This is a genomic window from Porphyrobacter sp. LM 6 (genome assembly GCF_001720465.1).
In the GTDB taxonomy this organism is placed as follows: domain Bacteria; phylum Pseudomonadota; class Alphaproteobacteria; order Sphingomonadales; family Sphingomonadaceae; genus Erythrobacter.
In genome coordinates, this window is sequence record NZ_CP017113.1 from 2,602,930 (window position 1) to 2,621,974 (window position 19,045).

A 19,045-nucleotide genomic window follows, 5' to 3' on the forward strand; every position below is an offset into this window, starting at 1 on the left:
CCCCTTCGGAAGGCTTTATTCATTGTTTACCATCGCCTTGCAAGCTAACTGAATGGCGGGGTGCTTGCATGAGCGATGATTATCTGAACAATTCCAGGCTCAGAAAATTCAGTATTTTTGAGGATTTATCCGACGAGACGCTGGAATCCATCAAGAGCCGGATCATGGTTGTCCGCTTCGGACGCGGGGAAACCATCATCGCTCATGAAGCGCTGGATACCGATGTCTTCCTGCTTCTCGACGGGCAGGCGCTGGTGAACCGCTATTCGATGGCGGGGCGCGAAATCAGCTATCGCCGCCTGCCGGCCAATTCCTACGTGGGCGAGCTCGCCGTGTTCGATGGCATGCCGCGCTCGGTCAATGTTATCGCGGTGACCGAAGTGGTGATGGGGCGGCTGACCGGCCCGACCTTCAACGATCTGGTACTGACCATACCGGAGGTTACGCGGGCCCTGCTCCGCGATCTTGCTGCCCGCACGAGGGACCTTTCCAACCGGATCTACGAGAACGCGGCCCGATCGGTCAAAGCGCGGTTCTATTCGGAATTGATGCGCGCGGCGCTGGCCGAGCAGAGTGACGCGGGCGAGGTGATCCTGCGCGATCCGCCCACCCATGCGGACTGGGCCGCAATCGTCGGCGGTCAGCGCGAGGCGATTACCCGCGCGCTCAGCGAGCTGACGGCGCTCGGCATCGTCCGCAAGCAAGGCCGAAGTCTGGTCGTGACCGATCTCGACCGGTTGATCGACCTGATCGAAGAAGACTAGCCGCTGCGGGAGACGCCCACGAAAAAGCCCCCAGGCCGCGGGGGCCAGGGGGCGAGTCTTCGGGTCGCACAATTCTGATAGCGAGAGCCGGATCGCCGGAATGTGCAAAAATGCACGTCCTGGCAGACCGCCGAAAATTTATTCCGTCACCGCCCTGTCAGCCTGCCGGCCGCGCCGCAGCGACGTGCAGCACGGTGTGATCTTCACCGGCAATCTCGGTGGTATTTTCCTTGTCCGCCGCCAGCGTCAGGCCGGCGGCAAAGCCCAGCACAACAACAATCTTGATGAACTTCGACATGACCATTCTCCCGCTGAAGGGCCAGCTTCATGGGATCATGTTAATTCAAAGCGTTGCACAAAAATGTGAAATTTCACACACATCCGTAGATTGGACGGGTCGCCCTGCTACGCGGGGAAAGCGGCGGGGATTTCGGGATCGGCTGTATCGAGCAGGGGGATCGTGCCCTCTTCCAGCCCGTCATAGGCCGCTGCCCAGCGTCGCACCCAATCGGGATCGCGAACCTTGGCCGGATGGTAACCGGGAAGCAGCGACCGCAGCATCGCCGGCGAGGCGTGCAGCAGGAAGCGCGCGACCATCAGGTAGAGCCGCAAACGGCTCGATGGGCGAGCCCACCGCCCGTCGCGTTGCAGCATCCGGCGGTAACCCTGCCGACTCGCTAGCGCGACATGGGCCGTAGCGAACAGCAGGCCGCGGGCCTTTCCCCACCAGCTGCCGTAAAGGTGCATATAGAGATCATAGGCCACGTTCTTGTGCTCGGTCTCCTCGACCATGTGCCACAAGACCAGCGATGCAACCGACCGGTCCGCGCCCCGGAACAGCAAACTGCGCTGGTGGACGAGCCATTCGGTGATGCCCATCGTCATCGTCTCGAACCCGGCGGTGTAGGCTAGCCGCCATTCGAGACTGCGCTTCTGGAACCCGCGATAATCGGCATCGAGCGCCGCCTCGACCTCGGCCAATTCGGGATAGTGCCGCTTGAGGATCTCGTTGTAGCGCCGGTGATTGCGGTAATGGACGCCCTCTTGGCCGATAAAGGCCTGCACGTCCGCCTTCAGCGCCGGATCGCCGACCTGCCGCAGCGCCTCGGTCACGGTCTTGATCAGGAACGGCTCGAGATAGGGCATGGTGAGCGAGGCGCCGTTCACCATGTGGCTCCACTCCGGCTTGTCGGGGTGCCAGACGGGATCGATCGCCTCACTGAAGGCGAAGGGGATCTGGCGAACCGGGATTGCGCCGCTGCTCATACTGCGTCCCCTCTGTGGCGGTAATGCTGCCATGCGCCCCACAAGAGAAGCACAATCGCGATGTGGACCCCGATCATCGCCGGCCACCCTGCGAGGAAGATGAGGTTGTTGATTGTCACGTCACCGGGAAACGGCCCGCCGCCGAATTCGAGGCCGCGCGTTCCGAAGACCGCGTTGGCAATGGCAGGCAAGGTGAACAGCCATCCGAAGGCGATCGCCGCCCAGAACAGCCAGGACTGTGCCCGCTCGCCAAGCCGCAGATAGCCGCCCGCCGCGCCGATCGCGATCAACATGGTGCCATTGGTGATCCCTTCGAGATGCGCCATGTTCCACGCGCGCCGGTCTCCGGGAATGGTCGCCGGCAGGTCAGTCACGAAGGGCCACAGATCGACCGCGCCGAGCAGAAAGAAGAAGTAGAGCCAGCCAGAAGCGATCGCACTGGCGATCAGGCCAATGCCGTTGAACACCAGCAGCGCACGGCGCCTCTCGCTCAATGTCATGCCTGACCCCGCCCCGTTTATCCTGTCCCCGAGCGGCCTTACCACGGCTTCGCATCGCTTGTCGCCTGCGACGGATGTGAGGGGGCAAAAGCCTTCAACCGGGACACGCCCTGCCCCGGCTTGGCAACGGCAGACACGGCAGCGCTGGCCTGGTTGGCAGCGGGGGGATCAGGAGGGTCGGTGGCGGAGAGGGTGGGATTTTACCATTCGATAATTTAATATCATTATTTCAATATGTTAAATTTACAGATTGCCTGATTTTGTAGCAGGCCTTGTAGCAAGACTGCCACTTAGATTGATGACTGTGGCGTCTCCCATTGAGCCGTTTGGTGAATGGCGGGTTCGGGACGGTGAGAGGCGGGAAGCTGCCCTTCGATCTGCCAATGAGCAACGGCAGTTTGCGACCCAGACCCGGTCGTCCATTATCGTCAGGTTGAACGACTGCTTCAGACAAAAGCTGCCGATGGGACGGCTCTACCTTTGTCGTCAGAACCCCATGCCCAACCTAATGCCGACACGTGCATCGGGGGCATCGGTGGACAGCCCGGCTCTTGCATCAACGCCAAGTTGCAGCCGGTTGGTGAGACTGGTGGCGAAACCCAAGCCGACGGATTCATTGTCACCGATCTGGTTGGTCGCAGCCTGGTCGTAATTATAGGACAGTGTCACTGAACTCAAATTGCTGACGACAAATTGGCTGCCGACTGCGCCGGACAAGGTGTTGGCAACATCAAAGCCAGTGGGTTCGCCGATGATAGTGTAGCCAGCGGCAACGAAGGGGATCACGTTGCCGAAACGCTGCGAGATTTGGCCATTGATACCGAAATCTACCTTGCCCGTGCCTGTCCGTCGTCAGAACATTTGGCGCAGATGGTGGCGTAGATTAGCGGAGTGCGGGCCTCGTCTGGGGTTGGGTTTTAGGCGGCGAACTTGCGGTGTTGCAAGCGCCGATATTCGATGGTCTGTCGTTTGATCCTTTCACGCTGTTTGATGATGGCCGGTGCCCTGCCGAAGTAAGCATCGGCGGGCGTCACATTGTTGAGGCTCTCGTGGTAGCGCTGGTGGTTGTAGTGCTCGACGAACGCCTCGATCTGGGCCTCGAGGTCACCGGGCAAGAAGTAGTTTTCCAGCAGGATGCGGTTCTTCAGGGTCTGGTGCCAGCGCTCGATCTTGCCCTGGGTTTGCGGGTGCATCGGGGCACCGCGCATGTGGCTCATCTTGTTGGCCTCGATGTATTCCGCCAGTTCCCCCGCGATGTAGCTGGGACCATTATCGCTGAGCAGCCTTGGCTTGTGCAGCACCGTGGCGCTGTCGCAGCCTGAGGCCGCAAGCGCGAGGTCCAGCGTGTCGGTCACATCCTCTGCTCGCATGTTGGTGCACAACTTCCAGGCGATGATGTAGCGCGAGAAGTCGTCGAGTACGGTCGATAGATACATCCAGCCCCACCCGATGATCTTGAAGTAGGTAAAATCGGTCTGCCACATCTCGTTCGGCCGGGTGGTCTTGGTGTGGAACGCATCGGCGGCCTTGATCACGACATAGGCCGGGCTGGTGATAAGGTCGTGCGCCTTGAGCAGGCGGTAAACCGTGGCCTCAGACACAAAGTATTGGCGTTCATCGGTAAATCGAACGGCCAGTTCGCGTGGGCTGAGTTCGGATTGCTCCAGCGCCATCTCGACGATCTGATCCTGCACCTCGGGCGCGATGCGGTTCCACACCCGGCTCGGCGCTGACGGTCGATCCGCGAGCGCGTCCAGGCCACCATCAAGGTAGCGGTCATACCAGCGGTAGAACGTCCGACGGGCAATGCCGAGCTTATCAAGGGTCCGCTTGGCGGGCAGGTGCGACTGCTCGACGATCCGGATGATCTCGAGCTTCTCTGATGCGGGATACCTCATTCCTCGTCGCCCCCATCCACGATCATGCTTTTTTTCAGCAAGCGGTTTTCGAGCGTCAGGTCGGCCACGCATTCCTTGAGTGCACGAGCTTCACGGCGCAGATCCTGCACTTCGCCGGTGGTCGCAGCACGGGCGGTGTCGCCGGCCAACCGGCGCTTGCCGGCTTCCATGAACTCCTTCGACCAAGTGTAATACAGGCTCTGCGCGATGCCTTCCTTGCGGCACAGCTCGGCGATGCTGTCCTCGCCGCGCAGGCCATCCAGCACGATGCGGATCTTGTCCTCTGCCGAGAAGTGGCGACGGGTCTGCCGCCGGATGTCCTTCACCACCCGCTCAGCCGGGGCCTTCTTGGGAGGGGACTTTTTCAAGGAGGGTTGGGTCTTCATCTTCGTTCCTTCGTCACTACGACGAAGCCCCAACCCTCCTTAAATCACAACCTCAAATCTGTGCCATTGGTGCTGACGGGGGACAAATCTTGGTTTGAGCGGTGCAAACTTGCTCTTGATAAATTCTGTAGGGGTGGTGTTGGCGCCCTCGGTGGATCGGGAAGAGGCGCTTCGCGATCGTGATTTATGTGAATTCGCCGATTGACTAACAGCATGTTCAAGCGCGAGATTAGGGTCTCAATCGTCGGGCGGGGCTACAGTACCTGCTGACCCGCCGACGCTAATTGGGGGCTCGGTATGAAGAAGGGGCGCTTCCTTACTGCTACCAGTATGCTTGGCTTGCTTGCTGTTGGTTCTGCGATGGCACTGGCGCAGAGCGAAACGAAGATCCTCCAGTATGACCCGCTTGGTCGTCTGACATCCGCCGAGGTCTCTGGAGGGATCGGCGATGCGGATACCCGCAAGCTGTGCTATGATCCAATGGGCAATCGCACGAGCTTCCGCGTCCGGAATGATGGGTCGCTCCCAAGCTGCTCGGCTCCGACACCCACGCCGAGCCCGACGCCGACACCGAGCCCTACGCCAACCCCGACACCTACGCCATCAAACAGTCCTCCGGTGACGCAGAATGACAGCATCGGTGGGGACTGTTGGTCGCTCCAACTGGTCAACGTCACGGCAAACTGTCCCCCGTCAGCACCAATGGCACAGATTTGAGGTTGTGATTTAAGGAGGGTTGGGGCTTCGTCGTAGTGACGAAGGAACGAAGATGAAGACCCAACCCTCCTTGAAAAAGTCCCCTCCCAAGAAGGCCCCGGCTGAGCGGGTGGTGAAGGACATCCGGCGGCAGACCCGTCGCCACTTCTCGGCAGAGGACAAGATCCGCATCGTGCTGGATGGCCTGCGCGGCGAGGACAGCATCGCCGAGCTGTGCCGCAAGGAAGGCATCGCGCAGAGCCTGTATTACACTTGGTCGAAGGAGTTCATGGAAGCCGGCAAGCGCCGGTTGGCCGGCGACACCGCCCGTGCTGCGACCACCGGCGAAGTGCAGGATCTGCGCCGTGAAGCTCGTGCACTCAAGGAATGCGTGGCCGACCTGACGCTCGAAAACCGCTTGCTGAAAAAAAGCATGATCGTGGATGGGGGCGACGAGGAATGAGGTATCCCGCATCAGAGAAGCTCGAGATCATCCGGATCGTCGAGCAGTCGCACCTGCCCGCCAAGCGGACCCTTGATAAGCTCGGCATTGCCCGTCGGACGTTCTACCGCTGGTATGACCGCTACCTTGATGGTGGCCTGGACGCGCTCGCGGATCGACCGTCAGCGCCGAGCCGGGTGTGGAACCGCATCGCGCCCGAGGTGCAGGATCAGATCGTCGAGATGGCGCTGGAGCAATCCGAACTCAGCCCACGCGAACTGGCCGTTCGATTTACCGATGAACGCCAATACTTTGTGTCTGAGGCCACGGTTTACCGCCTGCTCAAGGCGCACGACCTTATCACCAGCCCGGCCTATGTCGTGATCAAGGCCGCCGATGCGTTCCACACCAAGACCACCCGGCCGAACGAGATGTGGCAGACCGATTTTACCTACTTCAAGATCATCGGGTGGGGCTGGATGTATCTATCGACCGTACTCGACGACTTCTCGCGCTACATCATCGCCTGGAAGTTGTGCACCAACATGCGAGCAGAGGATGTGACCGACACGCTGGACCTCGCGCTTGCGGCCTCAGGCTGCGACAGCGCCACGGTGCTGCACAAGCCAAGGCTGCTCAGCGATAATGGTCCCAGCTACATCGCGGGGGAACTGGCGGAATACATCGAGGCCAACAAGATGAGCCACATGCGCGGTGCCCCGATGCACCCGCAAACCCAGGGCAAGATCGAGCGCTGGCACCAGACCCTGAAGAACCGCATCCTGCTGGAAAACTACTTCTTGCCCGGTGACCTCGAGGCCCAGATCGAGGCGTTCGTCGAGCACTACAACCACCAGCGCTACCACGAGAGCCTCAACAATGTGACGCCCGCCGATGCTTACTTCGGCAGGGCACCGGCCATCATCAAACAGCGTGAAAGGATCAAACGACAGACCATCGAATATCGGCGCTTGCAACACCGCAAGTTCGCCGCCTAAAACCCAACCCCAGACGAGGCCCGCACTCCGCTAATCTACGCCACCATCTGCGCCAAATGTTCTGACGACGGACACGCAATATACCCGGGATGCTCGCGGGAATGTGACCACGGTGACGCAGAAAGCCAAGCCGGGCACGTTCCTTGCGGACATCATCTCGACGGCGACCTTCCCGGCGAGCTGCACGAATCAGGTAACCTGCAACAAGCCGACCGCGACAACCAATGCCGGCGCTGAGACCACCAACTACACCTATGACCCCACCCATGGCGGCGTGACCCTCGTTCAGGGACCGCCTGATCAGAACAATAACCGCGCCGAGACGCGGGTCGCATACGTGGCGCGCGTGGCGAAGATGATGACCCCGTCCAACGTCCTCGTGGATCAACCGACATCGATTGTCGTGCCGTCGAACATCAGGACCTGCCGGACGCAGGCGCAGTGCACCGGGACTGCAAACGAGGGCAATACCGACATCGCCTATGACGCGAACATCTCGCCCAACCTCAATCCCGTTGCTGTTACCACCCGCGCCGGCGACAACAGCCTCGCCGCGTCGACGAACTACACCTACTCCCAGCTGGGGAGAGTGGCGACGATCAATGGCCCACTTCCGGGCAGCGACGATGCGACCGTCTACCGCTACGATGTCGCCGGTCAGGTCACGGGAGTGATCTCGCCCGATCCCGACGGCGCTGGTTCTTTGCCGCGCCTCGCCACGCGCACGACCTACAACAACAACGGCCAGGTGACGCTGGTCGAGAACGGTCAGATCCCGGGCACCAACCCGGCCGACTGGAACAGCTTTTCTGCCCGCACCAGATTGGCGAACACCTACGACAATTTCGACCGGCTCGCGTCCAGCAGCCAGATCTCGACCGATGGTGCAACACGATATTCGATCACGCAGTACAGCTACGACGCAGCTGGACGGCTCGATTGCACCGCTGTCCGCATGAACCTGACCAGCGTCGCTGCGTCTCTGCCGTCAGATGTCTGCGTGAAAATGACTCCCGGCGCTGACGGCGAGGACCGGATCACGCGCCGCTATTACGACACGGCAGACAGGGCCACGCAGGTGTGGTCGGCTGTCGATACCGGGATCGCCCAGCAAACCGCCGAGATGGCCTACAACGCCAACGGGACGGTCGCCTGGGTCGAGGATGCCAACAACAACCGCACGGCCTATGTCTATGACGGGCATGATCGGACGCGGCGGATCAACTATCCCTCGCCAACGACCCCTGGCGTCGCCAACACGGGCGACTACGAGGAGATCACCTATGATGCGGCAAGCAACGTCTCGCAGTTCCGCACGCGGCGTGGTGAGACGATCCTGCTCGCCTATGACAACCGTCGGCTGCTAACCCAGAAAACGATTCCCGAACGTGCTGGGCTCGACCCGGTCCACACCCGCGACGTGACCTACAAGTATGACCTCTACGGATCGCTGACCGAAGCTGCGTTCGATACCTCGAACCGCATCGTGATGACTTACGATTCGCTCGGGCGTCCGGTCACCAGCACGCAGATAATGGATGGTGTATCGCGGCCGCTCTCCTACCTCTACGATATTGCCGGACGGCAGACCCGGATCACGCATCCTGACGGCGCGTGGTGGGGCTATGAGTACGATACCGCGGGCCGCCTCGCCCGTATCCGCGATGATGACGGGATCGAACTAATCACCAATGTCTATGACACCTGGGGGCGGCTCGAACGGACGAACCGCGACAGCAGCGCGCCCGATAGCCTGATGTTCTACGACAACGCGAACCGGCTCGACCGCATCTTCATCGACCACCCCAGCAGCAGCTACGATGTCAATCGGACCTATAACCACAACCAGGCCAATCAGGCGAAGAGCGAGGCGACCGACAACCAGCTCTATGTCTGGAATGCCCAGCCAGCAGGCACTCTCGACACCCCCTATGTGCCCGATGGTGTGAACCAGTACGACAGCGTCAACGGCGTGACCTATGCCCACGATGTCAATGGCAACCTGACCTCGGATGGAGCCACCACCTACACCTATGATGTCGAAAACCGTCTTGTCAGCGCCTCCGGTGCCAAGACGGCAGGCCTTCGCTATGATCCGCTGGGCCGACTCTACCAGATCACCGATGGATCTGGCAGCATCACCCGTTTGCTGTATGATGGCGACGCGCTGGTCGGCGAGTTCAACACCAGCGGTACAATGTTGAATCGCTATGTTCACGCGCTTGGCGCGGGAGACGATCCGATGATCCGCTATGCAGGATCAAATGCTGCCCGCAGTGCCGCCGAGTATCTCTATGCGGATCGGTTGGGATCGATCGTGGCCAGCTTCGACTGGAGCGGCGGAGTCAAGGCGATCAACACCTATGACGAGTTCGGTGTGCCCGGCACTCCCGGAGGCACCGCGAACACCGGACGGTTCCGCTACACCGGGCAGATCTGGATCCCGGAATTGGGCCAGTATCACTACAAGGCGCGAGCTTACTCACCCACGCTCGGACGGTTCATGCAAACCGATCCGATCGGATATGCCGACGGCCTCAACATGTACGCCTACGTCGGGAACGATCCGGTAAACCGGTTTGATCCGACCGGGCTTGCAGCAACGGTGCCTGATGCCTGCGCTGGTGGACCCGGAATCTGCGTAAAGCCGAAAGAAAACGACTGTGTGGGTATCTGTGTCTATCCTGGTGATCCTCGACTTGATGATTTGCTTCCCGGTTTCCTCCCAGCAATCACACCAGACTTTGGTGGCGGTGAGGGTGGAGGCAATCTAATTTTGGTAACGGCTCAAAGGCCGCAAAGTGGAGAGCTCGCCGATCGGTGCTTAGGGCGTGCCACTTCTTTTGGCGGATCCCCAGGATATAAGGCGACTGTGGCCCTTGATGCGGTGTCAGCCAAATTCTTACAGCATCAGTCGTCGTTTAGGGGAGACAGTACCGATCCACAAAGCTATTGGGCGTCGAGCTTTGGTCTTGGTGATTTGGAACTCAATATCGCGAGATCACGCTTTCATGGAGCTGTCCCAACCGGGAGAGGGGCTATACGGGTCACATTCGATACCGGTGAACGCGTCGGATATGACGGAAGAAATGGATTTGCGCCCACCACCTATTTGACAATAATCTTTGCGGCGCCGATTGGGCGTGATCCTGAGACCGGCCTTCCTATTCGTCCTTTTCAAACTGCATATCCAGGATGTTAATACAATTCTCAATTGACGGACTCGGTGACGAGTTGTTAAATCTCCCCTTCGAAGAGCTTTCGGAAAAGTTTATTCTTGCCTACAAGCGCCATGGACGGTATTCTAGCTGGATTAAAATTGACGATAAGTTAATAGTATATGGAAGCCAAACTCTCACCGGAATACTACTAGACTATTCGTCTTTATTGGAAGATTTATTATCAATTCAACCACATGAAATGGTAATTGATGGATTTCCTGTTGCTGATGTTGAAGTATATTCTGAGAAAGTTTGTTTGAAAATTAGAGTGGATAGGCAAGGGGGAACGAAAAAATTTTTAATTCCTGAGGAGGAATATAGAAAAAGTCTTACTCATGCCGTCCAGCGAATTTCATTTGGGATGTATATGATTGATATGGCGGAGATGGCCGTGATTGGCCGCACCCTATAATCAAACAAAAACAAACTCCTTATAATTTGATTCGGAAAGAGCCGTTTATTTCACAAGAATCTGCAAAACTATTGTTACAAAATGTCGCGACGCATGAGTTTGTCTGATAAATCCCGGATGGTCGGTTTTGACCGCGCGAAGGAAGGTTAATACCTCCATCCCGCGGAGCTCGCCTACGATGATCCGTTCTAGCGGCATCCGCAACGCTGCAATCATCACGCAACCCCTTACAATTTCTGCCCGGCAATTCACAGTGTTCCCCACGCTCCTAGGAGGTCGCAATGTCCGAGGAACTTCGCCGGGATACGTTGTTCGTGGCGCTCACGCGCCCGCAAATGTTTGCAGGCGTCACCTACACCTTCTTCGTGATCAACGCGATTGTGAGCGTCGAGCTGTTCCTGATTTTTCGCGCCTGGTGGGTGCTTGTGGCAGCGCTGGTGATCCACGGCATCGGCATGCTCGCCAGCCTTGAGGAGCCACGTATCTTCGACATCTGGATCACGCGGGTGCGCAATTGCCCGCGGGTCAGGAACCATGCGATCTGGCAATGCAATTCCTACCGCCCCTGACGGGAGGTAAATCGATGGCAGCCAACTTCGCTTCATTCCATTGGCGTGATATCTTGGTTTCGAAAAAATCAAACGCAAGTCACCTATCGTCGCGCACGGAAGCTTGCGCGTAAGGGTTATAGCTTGCTCTTGGCAGTTCCGGTCGCAGCGCTGGTTGAACGCCAATTTGGCGGGTAGATCGTGCGGCGGTAAAAGGCGAAGTCGAAATTTCAAGCATTCCCGCCGCAATCACCGGCGCACCCAGCAGCACAAAGCACCCGACTAGGATCCGCCCGCCCTCACGCAGCGGCAGCCGACCGGTGAGCAGCAACGCTCCGATAAACGCCACCGCAATCACACAGATACCCAGCGCGATCTCGCCCAGCACCACACCCTCGATCCAGCGTGAGGACTCCACCATCGGCGCCCCGCCGTCCGACTCGAACAGGCTCTGCTGCACCGCGAGCGCCACCGCCCGCTACTCCGCCACCAGCACGCGGCTGACCCGCCGCCTGCCGCCGCGCCGCTCAAGCTGCACGAACACGTCGACACTCTCACGCACATAGTGGCGCACATCATCACGGCTGAGCTTTGATCCCGCCTGGAGCACCAGCAGGGCCAGCTGCTCGATCGCGCGCTGCGGCGTGTCGGCGTGGATAGTTGTCATCGATCCCGGATGCCCAGTGTTGACCGCGCGCAGGAAGGTGAACGCTTCAATCCCGCGCAGCTCGCCGAGGATGATCCGGTCCGGCCGCATCCGCAGCGCGGCGATCAGCAGGTCCTCGGCGCTGATCCGCGCTTCGCTCAGCTCCCCGCGCGCAGCGATTAGCCCGACCGCATTAGGATGACGCAAATGCAGCTCGGCGGTGTCCTCGATCAGGATCAACCGCTCCTCGACGGAGATTTCGGCAAGGAGCGCATTGAGGAAGGTGGTCTTGCCTGTCGAGGTCCCGCCAGCCACAAGGATATTCCGCCGAGCCCGCACAGCCTCGCGCAGATGCCGCGCCGCTTGGAGCCCTGTCAGCGCGCGGAACCTTCGATCATCGGCAAACTCGCTAGGCCCGACCTCGACATCGGCGAATGCCTCCGCCTCCTCCCAGTCCGCCAGCGACAGGTCGGCCGACACATGCCGTCGGATGGCGAACGCATAACCCTCGCGCGTGGCGGGCGGCGCCGCGATTTGAACTCGCGATCCATCGGGCAGGGTCGCCGCCAGCAGCGGCTGCGCCCGGCTGATCCCCTGCGACGAGAATGCCGCGATCTGCCGCGCAAGCCGCTCGAGCAGCGCGGCATCAAGCGCAGGTTCCTCCACCCGCTCGATCCCGCCGCCAAGGCTCTCGAGCCACACCTCGCCGGGGCGGTTGATCCAGATGTCGGTTATGCCCGGTCGCTCAAGAAACGGCGCCAGCGGAGCAAGAAAGCTGTCGAGATAGTAACCCGCCTCGGTGGTGCTCACAGCCTCACCTCAGCGGTCCACGGTCGAGAAGTCGAGATCGCGCGCCACGAACACCGAGACGCTGGTGCCGTGCTTGACCTTGAGCGTGGGCTGGATCTGCTGCGGCTGCGTGACCTGCAGGTTCTGGGTGCTGCCGGGCAGCGCCACGATCACGCCGTCGGTCGCGCGGTTGACCGCAACGCCAACCCCGAGGTCGAGCACCGATTGAAGTAATGCGCCGCCGAAGCGCTGCAGAAACTTGCTGTCGACCTTGCCCCTGATACCCGCCCGACCCAGCGGATCGGAGGACGGGGAGTCGAGCGCAATGGTCACTCCGTCGGGCCGGATCAGCCGGGTCCAGCGTACCAGCGCACGGTTCTGGCCGGTCTGGAGGCTCGCCTCGTACTCTCCATAGAGGCGGCTGCCGCGCGGGATCAGGACCCGGCTCCCATCGAACCCTGAGACGTCGCGCTGAACCAGCGCGCGCACGCCGCCTGCGCGGGTCGAATCAAGCGCGGTTTCCAGCACAGCCGGGATGACCGTCCCCTGCGGGATCGTGAGCGAGGGATTGAGGAAGCGCTCGGCGGTTACGCGCGAGCTGCCCTCGTCGCCAGCGTCTCCTGGCAAAGGAGAGGCAGTGGTGGCGGCGCGATTGTCGAACACCACGCGCGGCGGTTGCGGCTGAAGCTGAACCGGCGAGAGCGGTTCCGACGGAGGCACCTGCGTTGGCCTGAATGGCGGCAAGGATTGCTGACGCAAGGCTGGCTGAATCTGAATGGGTTGAGCGCCTGCAACAGATCCAATGCCGGGCTGATCAACGGACGACAGGTTGCCGCGCAGATCACCTGTAAACCGGTCCGGGATATCAAGCGGCTGAGGCGAGGAAATTCGCACCGGCGCGCCTCCAGCGGGCTGGAGCATCGACGACGTATCGGCGGCCTCGCGCGAGGCATTAAGCGCACTGAACAGCACGCCCCCCCCCGCTGCCAGCACGACGAGGAAGGCATAAAGGCCCATGTTCCCGCTACCGCCGGTCGGGATGACCGGACGCACATCGGCGGCTTGGTAGTCGTTGCCGTTTTCGGATGAGGTGCTCGCAGTTGTGGTCATCCCTCACCACCATCCTGCGGAGCTGTGCGAGCGTGACGCCGTGCCGTGGCCTTCGCCTTGTCGATCCGGAACACCAGTTCCTCATGCACCCGGTCGATCACGAACAGCCCGTCTCGCATATAGCCATCGACCACCTCCTCATCACCCGTGGGGCCAATGGCGAAAACAGCCGGCAGGGACTGGCCCGGCGCATACTCGATCACGGTCTTTGCCCCGTTGTCACGCACCGAGGCTGGACGCACCGAGGGGTCACCGCGCAGACGCCAGGTCCGGTCGAGCCCGATAAGGTCAAGTGAGTCACGTGCCGTGTGCGACTGGAGATCGCCGCTCCCCCCGTCAAAGGCGAGCCGCACCAGATAGGCGGCCTGCAGGCCGTTGCCGGTCTCGAGCTGGAAGTTGTAGACGCGCCGGTCGGTCTCGACCGTGAGACTGGCGGGTACAGCGCCATAGAGCGGAGTGATCTGGAAACTGTCGGCCTCGGCCGACACGGTGACCTCCCAGACCGGACTGCCGCCGAGCGTGGCACGCCGGATGGTCTCGCCGGGTTCGAGCATGACCGTCAGCGCCGTCTGGGGCAGCGCGGTCAGCACCACTGGCTCGCCCGGCCGCCACTGTGCGGTCTGGATACGCGGGGTCTCGGGCCCCGGCATCGGGAACACCTGCGCTGCAAGCGGCGCGGCCCAGGCGAGCATGGCCAGGGCTGCGAGGCGCCCGCGCATCATGGCGCGGGTCTTCCTGTCTGGTCCAGATCGACGCCGTTGACGATGCCTTCCTCTGGGATGGTCTCGGCATCGCGGCGGTAGGAGGTGACCTGGAACCCCAGCGGATTGGTGTAGCGGTCTTCCTCAGTCATTTCGGCTGCGCTGAAGCTGTAATTGATGATCGCCGCCCAGTGACTGGGAGGTTGCGGGGAGGCGCCCGGATCGATCCGGGTGGTCTGGAACCGCACCAGAGCGCGGCCCTCGCCGAGGTTCGAGACGCTTTTTACCTCGGTGCGGATGGAGGCATTGCGCGGCAACACCGCTAGCGGACTATTTGGCGTCGCGGCGTTCATCGCGCGTTCATAGGCGTCGCGGACCTTACCGTCCGACCAGAGCGATACCTTGCGGTAGTCATCCTGCAAGGTTGGCAGCGCAAAGCTCTCGCGTGCGGTCACATACTGGACCAGGAATGAACGGGTCAGAGCAGAGTCAGGTGCCACCACCTGCGCGTCCATTGGCGCGAGCGCCTCGACATTGCCGGTCTGGCGGTCGACCAGCAAGGTAAAAGGGACAGTGGTCTTGAGCGGCAGAAGGAATACCAACGCCACCGCCTCCAGCAGCGCGATCATGGCCGCGATGATTGCGACAATCCATGCGCGGCGGTTCGACCGCTCGAGGTCCTCAGTCACGCTGGTTGCCCAGCTGGCCGCGACCGGCAGGTCGGCCAGATCCTCGTCGAAATTCTGCTGCGGCTTCATGTTCATCAGCTGCGGTCCCTTGCCTGCCCGGCGCGCGAGGTGCGCAGGGCGGTGCGGCGATACGAGCTCCCGAGCCGCGGCGCGTTCCCTTCAGGGCCCGATCCCGGACCTTGTGGACCACTGTCACCCCCGGCCACTCCCGAGAGCGGCATACGGACGGAGCGGTCATTGGCGAGTGACTGCTCGCGTCGGATAACGCCTTCGACTGCATTGCCGATCTGCTCGGCGCGATTGAACACAACTTCACTTCTGACTGCGCCCCCCGCAAATGCCGACGGAGGTGCCAGCTGCGGCTCGGATATGCGTGGCCAGTCGGGCAGGGTCAGCCATCCTCTGGTGAACACCGCGCGGGCGAGCAGCCAGATCATCATCAGCTGGACGATGGCAAAGGCGAGCATGATTGCGAATAGCTCGGTGGGCGCTGCCGGAATGGCATAGCCCAATGAGCGCACCTTGAGCGCGTCGGCAAGCCATGGCTCGATGATTGCAAGCTCGACCGAGAGGACAATGGCTGTGCCGACCGAACCTGTCATCGTGAGCACCAGCCCCTTGATCCAGCCCGCAACCAGCCCGCGTGTCCAGGGAAAGAACCAGAGTCCAGCCACGAGCGGGGTGAGCGCGAGCAGCATGGCCGCGGCAATCCGCAGCAGCGCAAGCGTCCCGATTGTGCCGGCAAGGAACAGCAGACGGGCGGAGCCAAATGCCGTGTCGTCGGCGAGCGCAGCACCCTCAAAGGTGCCTCCCGGCGCTTCGCTGTTGATCAGCGCGCCGAGATTGCGGCCTGCGCCGACCTCGGTCAGACGTACGATGGCATTGTCGGCGCGCTGCAGGCGCTGCGCTAGATCTGCGCCCACTTGCTCGTTACCGCTCACCCCGCTGATAACGGTCGCAACCTCGGCCGGTCCCTTGAGGGTGACATCGTAGATTACCGTGCGGAACGCCGGCCACGAGAAGGCCAGCGTCAGCACGATCCCGATCTTGAGCACATCGAACACGACGTCGCGCGCTCCCGGCGGCGGGCCGAACAGCAACCGGATCCCGAACAGGGCAATGAACAGCGTGAGCAGGCTCGTCATTAGCACCGACGCCATCGAGCCGGGCTGACCCAGCGCCAGATAGCCGTAGGAGCCGATCACCTGTGCCTGGCAATCAATATGCGCGAGCGTGCGCAGCAGGAAGCTGTCGCCGGTGATGATGGCTGGGCAGGCCATCAGGCAGCCTTCTCGAGGAGGAGATGGAGCCAGTTGGCTGGATCAGGGCCGGTGCGGGTCACCAACTCGTCGAACATCCGGACGGTGGACTCCCGGCCGGAGAGAATGGTGAGGATATCGCTCTCGCCCGACAGGTCGAGCCGCGCGACCACGCTCTCGCGGCCATGACGGATCAGAAAGCAGTGCGCGCTGTCGGGCAGCGTGCGCACCAGATCGAACTCGTGGCGGCTGAGGCCGAACCCGTTGATGTAGTCCTCGGCGCGCGCCTTGGGGTTGATCATGAAGATCTGGGTGGCAGCCTGCTCGATGATCGCGCTCGCGATCTTGCTCTCGAGCGCGTCGGACGCGCTCTGGGTTGCAAACCCGACTACGCCGTTCCTTTTGCGGATGGTCTTCTCCCAGTCCTTGATCCGGCGCACGAAGATGTCGTCGTCGAGCGCTTTCCAGCCCTCGTCAATGACGATAATCGCCGGGGTCCCGTCGAGGCGCTGCTCGACCCGGTGGAAGAAGTAGAACATTGCAGGCGTTCGCGAGACCGAATCATCAAGGATCGCGGTCATGTCGAACCCGACTGTGTCAGCGGCTAGGTCAGTGAGGTCGCGCTCGTTATCGAACAGCCAGGCCCGCTCGCCCTCACCCCACCAGGGGCGCAGACGGGCGTGGAGATCATCGGGTTCCGGCCGTGCGCCACCGCGGAACAACTCGACCAGATAGCGCAGACGGCGTCGGGAAGCAGGCTGGGCATAGCTTGTGTCGATCGCGTCGCGGATCTGGTCGAGCTCGGCGCTGGTCGCGCCGCCCGCGAGCAGGGTCAGCCACTCGATCAGAAACTGGCGGTTGGCTGGGGTGTCGTCGAGCTGGAGCGGATTGAGGCCGGAAGGTGCGTCGGGCCGCAGGCGATCATATTGTCCGCCGATCGCGCGGATGAAGAGCTCAGCGCCGCGATCCTTGTCGAAGAAAATGATGCGTGGGGAAAACCGCCGCGCCTGCGCCAGCAGGAAATTGAGCACCACGGTCTTGCCCGAGCCCGACGGGCCGATCACCGTGAAGTTGCCAAGATCGGCGCGGTGGAAGTTGAAGAAGTAGGGCCCGGCCGCGGTGGTCTCGAACAAGGTCACAGCCTCGCCCCAGTGGTTGCCCTGCGCCCGACCGACAGGGAAGTTGTGGAGGCTGGCGAGGCCTGCAAAATTGGTGGTCGAGACCAGCCCGCGCCGGCCAATATAGCGGAAATTGCCGGGGAACTGCGCCCAGAAGGCGGGCTCCAGCGCGATATCCTCGCGCACCGCATTGATCCCGAGATCGGCGAGCAGCGCGATCACCTCGGCGACGTTGTTTTCGAGCTGCCGAAGGTCATCGGCATGCACCGCAATCGAGCTGTGATGCTCCCCGAACCCGGCGCGCCCTGCAGCCACCTCATCCTTGGCGTAAGTCAGCTCGTCACGCAGCGATAGCGCCTCATCCTCGGCCGAGCGCATGCGGCGCAGCGCGAGGTTCATCTGCCCGAGCGCGGCAGCGCGTTCGACCATGGCAAAGCTCTGCGTGACCTGCAGTTCGAACGGCAGGCGGTAGAGCTCGTCGAACATGCCGGGGAATGTGGCGCCGGGATAATCCTTGATCGAGACCATCGCCACGAACCGGCGCGCCAGCGGGCCTGCCGGACCCAGCTCGACACAGTCCTGCCCGAAACTCACCCGCCGCGCCGGGATGAAATGCCCGAGATCGCCATGGGGGAGCGCAATGGGCCGCAGGTCGGCATTGAACAGGCAGGACAGGAACTCGAGTGGCTCGGAGCGCTTGCCCTCGGGCGTATCGTAGATGCTCAGAACCTGCGGTTCATAGGCGCTTAATGAGGCCATCAAAGCCTCGCGCGCGCGGTCCAGCGCATGCTTCTCGGCCGCGATCTGGCCTGCATTGCGCCGCGACTTGCCGCTGATGAGGCTGCGCATCCGGTCGGCAATCCCAATCCGCCCCTGTAGCGGGCGGCGGATGATGGTGACGAACAGCTCGTTCACATAGAGCAGCTTGCCGCCAAGCCGCTCCTGCCAGCGGGAATCGAGCCGGGCGGCGAAGTCGTCGGCGGTGACCGGGCGCAGCGCCGCATCGGCGCGGCGCCGCACGACATGGTGGTAGATCGCAAAACGCGAGGAACCGAGCGTGCGAAGCATCGCATCGCGCAATCCGGCACGGTAGTTGAGCTCGGCGCTGTCAGCGGTCTCGAACAGCAACCCGCCGAGACGGATCGTCTGCATCAGCAGCCCGTCGCGGGTCTGGATGGTCACATCGTCGATGTGCCGCGCATAGGGCAGGTGCGCGCCAGCAGGAGCTTCGCGCGCAGCCACCTTCGGATCACGCGTCAGGGGCGGTAGGAATTGCATCGCCAGATCGCATGATTGCGCACCCGCGGGCAGTTCCTCACGCGTGTGATCCAGAGGTCGAAGATGCGTGGCTCCTCAAGGCAGGCGAGCATGCCGATGCCGTGGATCACCAGCGCCGCCAGCAGCACCCACCAGGCGCGGAAGATGAGAAACAACTCGACGCTCACAATCGCGTTGATCACGAAGAAGGTGTAGGTGACACCGGCAAACATCTGCGGGCGCGTAAGCGCCACGAACAGCGTATCCCGGCGAAGTTCTTCGGACATGCTCAAAACCCATAATCATAACAACACGACCGATTTTCAATATCAATTTCGTGGTAAA

At 61.5% G+C, this 19,045-nt stretch carries 18 protein-coding genes; 5 read left to right on the plus strand and 13 right to left on the minus strand.

The features are described 5' to 3' along the window. Window positions 1-68: 68 nt before the first annotated feature. Window positions 69-764 (plus strand): Crp/Fnr family transcriptional regulator, encoded by a 696-nt coding sequence (locus BG023_RS12505; RefSeq protein WP_083234688.1) that lies wholly within the window; start codon window positions 69-71, stop codon window positions 762-764. A gap of 157 nt (window positions 765-921) precedes the next feature. On the opposite strand, the gene BG023_RS14915 is transcribed toward BG023_RS12505, so the two are convergent. The 5 genes from BG023_RS14915 to BG023_RS12525 all read right to left on the minus strand — a co-directional run bounded on the left by BG023_RS14915 (window position 922) and on the right by BG023_RS12525 (window position 4,814). Beyond that, entirely contained in the window at window positions 922-1,062 is a 141-nt protein-coding gene (locus BG023_RS14915; RefSeq protein ID WP_190315770.1) for a hypothetical protein, read from the minus strand. 107 nt (window positions 1,063-1,169) lie between these two features. Next, window positions 1,170-2,030 (minus strand): metal-dependent hydrolase, encoded by an 861-nt coding sequence (locus tag BG023_RS12510; protein ID WP_190315771.1) that lies wholly within the window; start codon window positions 2,028-2,030, stop codon window positions 1,170-1,172. Then, on the minus strand, window positions 2,027-2,524 hold the full coding sequence (locus BG023_RS12515; protein WP_083234792.1) for a hypothetical protein: 498 nt from the start codon (window positions 2,522-2,524) through the stop codon (window positions 2,027-2,029). Before BG023_RS12515 ends, BG023_RS12510 begins: the two co-directional genes overlap by 4 nt. Window positions 2,525-3,016: 492 nt before the next feature. Continuing rightward, window positions 3,017-3,316, minus strand: coding sequence for a hypothetical protein (locus BG023_RS12520; protein ID WP_069310751.1), 300 nt, complete (start codon window positions 3,314-3,316; stop codon window positions 3,017-3,019). Window positions 3,317-3,447: 131 nt separating this feature from the next. Continuing rightward, a protein-coding gene (locus BG023_RS12525) for an IS3 family transposase (RefSeq protein ID WP_150122878.1) occupies window positions 3,448-4,814 on the minus strand; the annotation gives its coding sequence in 2 pieces (ribosomal slippage) (window positions 3,448-4,463 and window positions 4,463-4,814; 1,368 coding nt in all). A 769-nt stretch (window positions 4,815-5,583) separates the two neighbouring features. Here BG023_RS12525 and BG023_RS12540 point away from each other — a divergent pair. The 4 genes from BG023_RS12540 to BG023_RS12550 all read left to right on the plus strand — a co-directional run bounded on the left by BG023_RS12540 (window position 5,584) and on the right by BG023_RS12550 (window position 11,152). Next, window positions 5,584-6,950, plus strand: a protein-coding gene (locus BG023_RS12540; RefSeq protein WP_150122878.1) for an IS3 family transposase whose coding sequence is annotated in 2 segments (ribosomal slippage) — window positions 5,584-5,935 and window positions 5,935-6,950 — 1,368 coding nt in all. Because the reading frame shifts where the segments join, the coding sequence is not laid out codon by codon here. A gap of 103 nt (window positions 6,951-7,053) precedes the next feature. Next, window positions 7,054-10,152 carry an RHS repeat-associated core domain-containing protein gene (locus BG023_RS12545; protein ID WP_069310754.1) on the plus strand — a complete coding sequence of 1,033 codons (3,099 nt, stop codon included), beginning with the start codon at window positions 7,054-7,056 and terminating at the stop codon, window positions 10,150-10,152. Beyond that, window positions 10,146-10,583, plus strand: a complete 438-nt coding sequence (locus tag BG023_RS14785; RefSeq protein ID WP_150122880.1) for a hypothetical protein — start codon at window positions 10,146-10,148, stop codon at window positions 10,581-10,583. The genes BG023_RS12545 and BG023_RS14785 overlap by 7 nt, the downstream gene beginning before the upstream one ends. Window positions 10,584-10,864: 281 nt before the next feature. Next, complete coding sequence (locus BG023_RS12550) at window positions 10,865-11,152, plus strand: type IV secretion system protein VirB3 (RefSeq protein WP_069310755.1); 288 nt, start codon at window positions 10,865-10,867, stop codon at window positions 11,150-11,152. Window positions 11,153-11,231: 79 nt separating this feature from the next. On the opposite strand, the gene BG023_RS12555 is transcribed toward BG023_RS12550, so the two are convergent. From BG023_RS12555 to BG023_RS12590, 8 genes are read right to left on the minus strand one after another with little or no spacing between them, the layout of a single operon-like run. Continuing rightward, entirely contained in the window at window positions 11,232-11,603 is a 372-nt protein-coding gene (locus BG023_RS12555) for a TrbC/VirB2 family protein (RefSeq protein ID WP_083234690.1), read from the minus strand. Between the two features lie 6 nt (window positions 11,604-11,609). Then, entirely contained in the window at window positions 11,610-12,587 is a 978-nt protein-coding gene (virB11, locus tag BG023_RS12560; protein ID WP_069310757.1) for a P-type DNA transfer ATPase VirB11, read from the minus strand. Between the two features lie 9 nt (window positions 12,588-12,596). After that, window positions 12,597-13,676 carry a TrbI/VirB10 family protein gene (locus tag BG023_RS12565; RefSeq protein WP_069310758.1) on the minus strand — a complete coding sequence of 360 codons (1,080 nt, stop codon included), beginning with the start codon at window positions 13,674-13,676 and terminating at the stop codon, window positions 12,597-12,599. Then, window positions 13,673-14,398 carry a TrbG/VirB9 family P-type conjugative transfer protein gene (locus BG023_RS12570; RefSeq protein ID WP_069310759.1) on the minus strand — a complete coding sequence of 242 codons (726 nt, stop codon included), beginning with the start codon at window positions 14,396-14,398 and terminating at the stop codon, window positions 13,673-13,675. The genes BG023_RS12565 and BG023_RS12570 overlap by 4 nt, the downstream gene beginning before the upstream one ends. Continuing rightward, the gene (locus BG023_RS12575) at window positions 14,395-15,141 is read right to left on the minus strand and encodes a virB8 family protein (RefSeq protein WP_069310760.1); all 747 of its coding nucleotides are present in this window, start codon (window positions 15,139-15,141) and stop codon (window positions 14,395-14,397) included. The genes BG023_RS12570 and BG023_RS12575 overlap by 4 nt, the downstream gene beginning before the upstream one ends. Continuing rightward, entirely contained in the window at window positions 15,141-16,346 is a 1,206-nt protein-coding gene (locus BG023_RS12580; RefSeq protein WP_069310761.1) for a type IV secretion system protein, read from the minus strand. Before BG023_RS12580 ends, BG023_RS12575 begins: the two co-directional genes overlap by 1 nt. Then, window positions 16,346-18,721: a VirB4 family type IV secretion/conjugal transfer ATPase gene (locus BG023_RS12585; RefSeq protein WP_069310762.1), complete on the minus strand. Its 2,376-nt coding sequence runs from the start codon at window positions 18,719-18,721 to the stop codon at window positions 16,346-16,348. Before BG023_RS12585 ends, BG023_RS12580 begins: the two co-directional genes overlap by 1 nt. Further along, a complete protein-coding gene (locus BG023_RS12590; protein WP_069310763.1) occupies window positions 18,700-18,987 on the minus strand; it encodes a type IV secretion system protein VirB3 in 288 nt (95 codons plus the stop codon). Before BG023_RS12590 ends, BG023_RS12585 begins: the two co-directional genes overlap by 22 nt. Window positions 18,988-19,045: the final 58 nt, after the last annotated feature.

Excerpts from the sequence above, each read along its gene's own strand:
- BG023_RS12505 (WP_083234688.1), top strand. The coding sequence starts at position 69 with ATGAGCGATGATTATCTGAACAATTCCAGGCTCAGAAAATTCAGTATT.
- BG023_RS14915 (WP_190315770.1), bottom strand. The coding sequence starts at position 1,062 with ATGTCGAAGTTCATCAAGATTGTTGTTGTGCTGGGCTTTGCCGCCGGC.
- BG023_RS12510 (WP_190315771.1), bottom strand. The coding sequence starts at position 2,030 with ATGAGCAGCGGCGCAATCCCGGTTCGCCAGATCCCCTTCGCCTTCAGT.
- BG023_RS14785 (WP_150122880.1), top strand. The coding sequence starts at position 10,146 with ATGTTAATACAATTCTCAATTGACGGACTCGGTGACGAGTTGTTAAAT.
- BG023_RS12550 (WP_069310755.1), top strand. The coding sequence starts at position 10,865 with ATGTCCGAGGAACTTCGCCGGGATACGTTGTTCGTGGCGCTCACGCGC.
- BG023_RS12565 (WP_069310758.1), bottom strand. The coding sequence starts at position 13,676 with ATGACCACAACTGCGAGCACCTCATCCGAAAACGGCAACGACTACCAA.
- BG023_RS12570 (WP_069310759.1), bottom strand. The coding sequence starts at position 14,398 with ATGATGCGCGGGCGCCTCGCAGCCCTGGCCATGCTCGCCTGGGCCGCG.
- BG023_RS12575 (WP_069310760.1), bottom strand. The coding sequence starts at position 15,141 with ATGAACATGAAGCCGCAGCAGAATTTCGACGAGGATCTGGCCGACCTG.
- BG023_RS12580 (WP_069310761.1), bottom strand. The coding sequence starts at position 16,346 with ATGGCCTGCCCAGCCATCATCACCGGCGACAGCTTCCTGCTGCGCACG.
- BG023_RS12585 (WP_069310762.1), bottom strand. The coding sequence starts at position 18,721 with ATGCAATTCCTACCGCCCCTGACGCGTGATCCGAAGGTGGCTGCGCGC.
- BG023_RS12590 (WP_069310763.1), bottom strand. The coding sequence starts at position 18,987 with ATGTCCGAAGAACTTCGCCGGGATACGCTGTTCGTGGCGCTTACGCGC.